The organism is Pontibacter sp. GD13, from assembly GCF_058216355.1.
The window spans coordinates 1-5277 of the sequence record NZ_JBYZMQ010000020.1; the positions used below are offsets into that span (position 1 = coordinate 1).

Consider the following 5277-nt stretch of genomic DNA (forward strand, 5'->3'; position numbering starts at 1 on the left):
AGTGGTTGAAGAAAATGGGAGAAAGATTCTCGAAGTAAATTGCTAAAACAACAATGCCCAACAAAGTTCATAATATAGGTTTCTGCTACGCATCACCCACATTATGCACGAGTAACGTTAGCCACAATTTAAAATATGAGTTATAGACTTTTTCTTGATGATATAAGGACAGTGGGCATGGTATATAAAGACCTAACCGACGAAGACTTTATTATTGTAAGAAATTTTGAAGATTTTAAATCTACCATTGTTCAAAAGGGATTACCAGATTATATAAGTTTTGACAATGATTTAGGATTAGATGCTAATGATAATATTGCTCCTGACGGATATGCAGCCGCTAAATGGTTAGTGTATGAATCTGGCTTAGACCTATCCAAACTGAAATTTTATGTGCATTCAGCTAATCCAGTAGCAGCTGAACAGATAAAAGGGCTTTTAGTAAATTACATAAAATTTACATTGTCTCAAAATAATAGTCTTTAATCAAATCTCACTTCAAACCAAACTAATACACAATGGCGCATAATAGATACCTGCAGTTTTTGGAAGATAAATTCGGAAAAGTGATTGTAGAGTCAATAACAGAAACAAATAACTTTTTGCAACTGAAAAAGGGGCATTCAAGCGACCTTTATATTAAAAACCTTTCCGAGTACAACAAAAACAAGGTTAAGGAACTCATTCCTGAATTTTCTACGATAATAGAAAAGGAAGAATGGGCATTCGACTTTCCAGGCTGGATAGGTAAATTGGATTTCTCTGCCGATACGGTAAAAGAGATTATGGTAATAGGTATGGAACCTCACATTGGGATATCAAAAAGTCCAAGTGTAGGGAATAGGAATTTCCAAGCGACTTACGGACTAAGAGAGACTGGAGATAATGAGTTCGGAGAGATAGATGAATATGAACCAAACACAAAGCTTTGGCAAAACCTATACGGCATTTTCGGAGACACTGAAGAGAATTATCGCTCAAAAGAATTTTTGAATAGGTTCTATATAACTGATATGTCTCATTTTGCAGTACAAGGAAAGGCAAATGAAATCCTCAAAATCAAGGGATGGAAGAAAATCAGAAATGTGGTAGCAAAAAAATTCCTTCAAAATGAAATTGAGATAATTCGCCCTAAGTATATCATTTCCCAAAGCACAGATGTAGCCGAATTTGTCGAAGATATTTTGGAAAGTAACTGGAAAAGGGTTTCTAAAAAATCAACATCTGAATTTGAAACGGAATTTCCTAAAAGGTACGTTAATAGTCCAACTTTCAAAAAATTTGATTTGAATGGTAAAATTATAACTCATTTAAAACTTCCACATCTCGCAAGTGGAATGACCAATGATTTTTGGATTCCTGCAAAACTGCAAAAGCGAGATGAAAGATTGAAAGGGATAAAAAAGGAGTTGCTAGAATTTTCAGCTAGTTGAAAAGGTAGAAAAACAGTGGCTAACACTGTATAAACATCATGCTACGGCCGACGGCCTTGCACGTTTTTTATACGAGACCGTTGTACGTAAGCTATAAAAATGAAATTGACGACAGATTATAGAAAAATTAGGGCTGTACTAATCATTGGACTTGCGCTTTTCATAGCTTCAATTCTAACCTATCTAAAATTTGAAGGAACAGGCAAGGTCGTCTGGACCTGGTTCTGTTCTGTGTCGGGCTTTCTGTTCGTTTCAATCGGATTGCTGGTAAAGAGCAGGTTTGAATTGACCGACACATATTTGGAGGTAAATAATATGCTCGGACTGGGTAGGAAAAGAATTAACCTGTCCGACATTAGAAGTACTAAAACTATAGATAAAGAATTTCCTGTTGCAGCCTATTCGAATAATCTTTTATGGTTGATTCTAACGGACAAGAAGTTTAAAAGAATTAAAGAGTTTAGAATATTTGGTGGCCAAGGTAAATTATTAACTATTGACGGACATTTCCTTGTAGATAGTGATTATGAACGCCTAAAGAAAAAACTAAAAAAGCCTACGTACAACAACACCTAAACTCCAGCATCGGCCGACGGCCGCCGCCGCCGTTTAGCCCAGCCGTTATGGTAAATCTAAAATTATTAAATAAGATGATATTCCTAATTCCTTTAGTACTGCTCTTGAATTGTGGGCCAGTGGATTCTCCTTCTGCAACTGAATCGCAATCAGAGATTTCAAAAAGTGAAGTGAAGCAAGAAAATGGATATTTAAAAACAGGTTGGTATTATCTAAGTAATAAAGAAAGCGGGATTGCAAGAAAATTAAAAGGAACTGAAGAGCTTGTTTATATAGACCCAAAGCCAATTGCAACAGTTAAGAACTTTTCAAATATTGAAATTTACCAAAGTAATTCAGGGGACTTTGGATTGACTATAAAGCTAGACCAAGAAGGTACAAAAGCTTGGAGTATTGCTACTGGAAAATCCATTGGAGAAAAATTGGCTTTAGTAATTGACGACCAAGTTTTCTATACGCCTACAGTTAATTCGCAAATTGATATTGGAATTACTGCCTTGAATCGTGGTGACTTGACAGAAGTTGAGTTAAGAGACTTGCAGAATAAAATTAAGAAAGAGAAGAAAGCCAAACCATAACCCAGTACATAAGTTATGCTTCGGCTACGCCTCGCTCACCTTATGTACAAACCGTTAGGGTGTATTAAAGTTATAGAAAATGGATAAATCTCTACTTGAACGAATACAGGATTGGTTTAGAAACAACTGTGACGGAGATTGGGAGCACGGCTTCGGAATCAAAATCACTACGATTGATAATCCTGGTTGGTCAGTAGAGATAGAACTTCAGGATACGCCTCTTGAAAATGCCGAGTACAGTAAGCAGTATGACAATGGAAACGAAGACTGGTTGTTTATCGGAGTAAAGGACAGGAAGTTTACTGGTGCTGGCGACCCAGACAAGCTTAACGAAATCTTAAGGATTTTCTTAGAAGATGTCTTGCCTTCACAAGCAGACGCAAGCTTCACTTATCTAATTTATGTTCCTGTACCTAACACTAAAACACCTATTTGGAAAGAAGTAACAGCAAGGGCAGTTAATGAAAGTGTATTCGAAATCATTCAGATAGAAGAAACTACACTCCAGAATCTGGAGGTATTGGATATTGACGATTATCAAAACATCGACCTAAAGGCACTCAGCAAACTGGAATATAAAGAAGGCGATAAAGTAAAGTGCAAGCTGCAAACCTTCTATGAAGGGTTAGGCCCAGTTGTAACAGAAAAAGTAGAATAACAAACCCTAACCCTGCACATATGCCAAGCTTCGGCTACGCCTTGCTCGCTTTATGTACCAGCCGTTAGCGGTAAGTTTAAAGAAATAAAATTTCAGGTTCACAGATAATGGTATATTTTGATAACATACAAAGTGAAATTTTATCAAGAGTTGGAGAAGCTAAAACAAGTTTGAAAATTGCAGTAGCTTGGTTTAATAATGATATCTTGTTTGATACTGTTTTAGAAAAGCTCGCTTCAGGATGTAAAGTGGATTTGATTGTTATAAATGATAAAACAAATAACTCTGGATTAGATTTTCAAAAATTTGTAAACAATGGAGGCAACTTCTATTTTTCAAACGTAGCTCCTGGTAAAGGAATTGTTCATCACAAATTTTGTATTATAGATGAGAGCTTAGTTATTACTGGCTCTTATAATTGGACAAAGAAAGCCGAACATTATAATTCGGAGAATATTACAGTCTTTACTGAAAAGGGAATTGTAGAAAAATTTAATAATGAGTTTGAAAAAGTACTTTTACTCAATAAACCAAAAGTAAACGACATATCAGAAAGAAAAAAATTGGATAATTACTCTGAAGAAACATTAACGACATTACCTATCTCATCAAAGTTTACTCCTCCAGATAATACCACCCAAGAACATTGTATTAAATCTGCAGAAATCACTATTAATATAATTGATAAAGTCAATAAAGAAGAATGCCGGTTTTCTTGGGATAAGTTTAATATAAATCCATGTGATATAATCATTAATCCAAGCGAAAATATGACAGTTGAATTTCCTGCAGGTGTACCTATACCTGAAGGTGGATTAACTTCTACAATTAATTTTTATACACTTGTAGAAAATATTTATCAGCTAAGTATTTACGTAGTTAAAAACGTGGGGGCTGAACCAAGACGTAGAGTTGATGTTCTTAAGAATTTATCAAAAAAGCCTATTGGTGCAACTATCTTAGAAATGCAATTACATTTAAATCAATTGGGGGATTTAAATGTTGAATGCAAAGAAGTAAATGGTGAACAAGTTTCACGAAATACAATAAAGGAAATTTTCTCAAAATCAAAGTTACGGATTAAACGAGATTAGATACATTATTATTTTGCTTTTTCAAACAATCTGAGTTCGTAATCTTATTATTTAACCAATGACACTGGAACAATTAATAAATCAATACAAAGCTGAGGAATATAAGTTTTGGAAATATTGCGATAAAGACGGCAATAATATTACAACACATTTTTTCTTTGAAACCCATTCAGATTATTTAGATAAATACCTTAGTTTTTATAAAGACTTGCCAAACTTAACAGAAGTAATTGTGCATGCAGCTGATGGGATTTTTAAAATAACTAATCAGGGTATTGAGTATTTTATCAGACACAACCATCAAGAGGTATTTCTTGATAAAGAAGGCAATAAACGTGGTGTTCCTTATGAAGTGTCTAAGCAGGTAAGAGAAGGATTACTAAAGAGAATAAACGAAATCCTAAAAGCTCGAACCTTTGATGAAATCTTCGATATTGTAACTGAATGTAAGGTAAAAGGATTTGGAGAGCTTTCAATATACGATACAGCTATACGAATTGCTTCGCATATGAATATTGAACCCGACAAAGTCTATTTACATGCAGGAGCAAGAAAAGGAATGGAAATTCTTGAACAGAAAGGCTATGTTGAACAAGGAACAGCAAGGAAAAAATTCATAGAGTTAAAGGAAATGCCTACAGCAATGCAGCGCTTGAAGGCAGCTGAAACTGAACATATGCTTTGCTCAATGAAAGGCAATATGAATAATCTTGAACCAGCTACTCAAAAAGTCTAAATAAAAAAAAGAAAACCCTAACCGCTAACACTGTATAAAAATCATGCTTCGGCCGACGGCCTTGCACGTTTTTTATACCAACCGTTGACCGTGATTGTGAATTTACGAGCTTTAAAAGTGGCGTGTCTTTCAGGCTTTTTTAGGTCTGGGCGGCATCAAAGGCCACTAAAGCTCAGCAACGATCAGAAAAAGAACCAAAGGC

7 protein-coding genes are annotated in these 5277 nt (G+C 35.0%); all 7 read left to right on the top strand.

Annotated features, from left to right (window positions below; genetic code table 11):
* Positions 1-135: 135 nt before the first annotated feature.
* Positions 136-486, top strand: a complete 351-nt coding sequence (locus AC4BAN_RS17080) for a cyclic-phosphate processing receiver domain-containing protein (RefSeq protein WP_490565628.1) — start codon at positions 136-138, stop codon at positions 484-486.
* A 32-nt stretch (positions 487-518) separates the two neighbouring features.
* On the top strand, positions 519-1433 hold the full coding sequence (locus tag AC4BAN_RS17085; protein WP_490565629.1) for a hypothetical protein: 915 nt from the start codon (positions 519-521) through the stop codon (positions 1431-1433).
* Positions 1434-1532: 99 nt separating this feature from the next.
* Positions 1533-2009 carry a hypothetical protein gene (locus AC4BAN_RS17090; RefSeq protein WP_490565630.1) on the top strand — a complete coding sequence of 159 codons (477 nt, stop codon included), beginning with the start codon at positions 1533-1535 and terminating at the stop codon, positions 2007-2009.
* 74 nt (positions 2010-2083) lie between these two features.
* Entirely contained in the window at positions 2084-2587 is a 504-nt protein-coding gene (locus tag AC4BAN_RS17095) for a SecDF P1 head subdomain-containing protein (protein ID WP_490565631.1), read from the top strand.
* Between the two features lie 79 nt (positions 2588-2666).
* Positions 2667-3245 (top strand): immunity 53 family protein, encoded by a 579-nt coding sequence (locus tag AC4BAN_RS17100; protein WP_490565632.1) that lies wholly within the window; start codon positions 2667-2669, stop codon positions 3243-3245.
* Between the two features lie 107 nt (positions 3246-3352).
* Positions 3353-4339 carry a phospholipase D-like domain-containing protein gene (locus AC4BAN_RS17105; RefSeq protein ID WP_490565633.1) on the top strand — a complete coding sequence of 329 codons (987 nt, stop codon included), beginning with the start codon at positions 3353-3355 and terminating at the stop codon, positions 4337-4339.
* Between the two features lie 58 nt (positions 4340-4397).
* Entirely contained in the window at positions 4398-5075 is a 678-nt protein-coding gene (locus AC4BAN_RS17110) for a hypothetical protein (RefSeq protein WP_490565634.1), read from the top strand.
* Positions 5076-5277: the final 202 nt, after the last annotated feature.

What these genes read in the sequence shown, in the direction of transcription:
- AC4BAN_RS17080 (WP_490565628.1), top strand. Translation starts at nt 136, where the DNA reads ATGAGTTATAGACTTTTTCTTGATGATATAAGGACAGTGGGCATGGTA.
- AC4BAN_RS17085 (WP_490565629.1), top strand. Translation starts at nt 519, where the DNA reads ATGGCGCATAATAGATACCTGCAGTTTTTGGAAGATAAATTCGGAAAA.
- AC4BAN_RS17090 (WP_490565630.1), top strand. Translation starts at nt 1,533, where the DNA reads ATGAAATTGACGACAGATTATAGAAAAATTAGGGCTGTACTAATCATT.
- AC4BAN_RS17095 (WP_490565631.1), top strand. Translation starts at nt 2,084, where the DNA reads ATGATATTCCTAATTCCTTTAGTACTGCTCTTGAATTGTGGGCCAGTG.
- AC4BAN_RS17100 (WP_490565632.1), top strand. Translation starts at nt 2,667, where the DNA reads ATGGATAAATCTCTACTTGAACGAATACAGGATTGGTTTAGAAACAAC.
- AC4BAN_RS17105 (WP_490565633.1), top strand. Translation starts at nt 3,353, where the DNA reads ATGGTATATTTTGATAACATACAAAGTGAAATTTTATCAAGAGTTGGA.
- AC4BAN_RS17110 (WP_490565634.1), top strand. Translation starts at nt 4,398, where the DNA reads ATGACACTGGAACAATTAATAAATCAATACAAAGCTGAGGAATATAAG.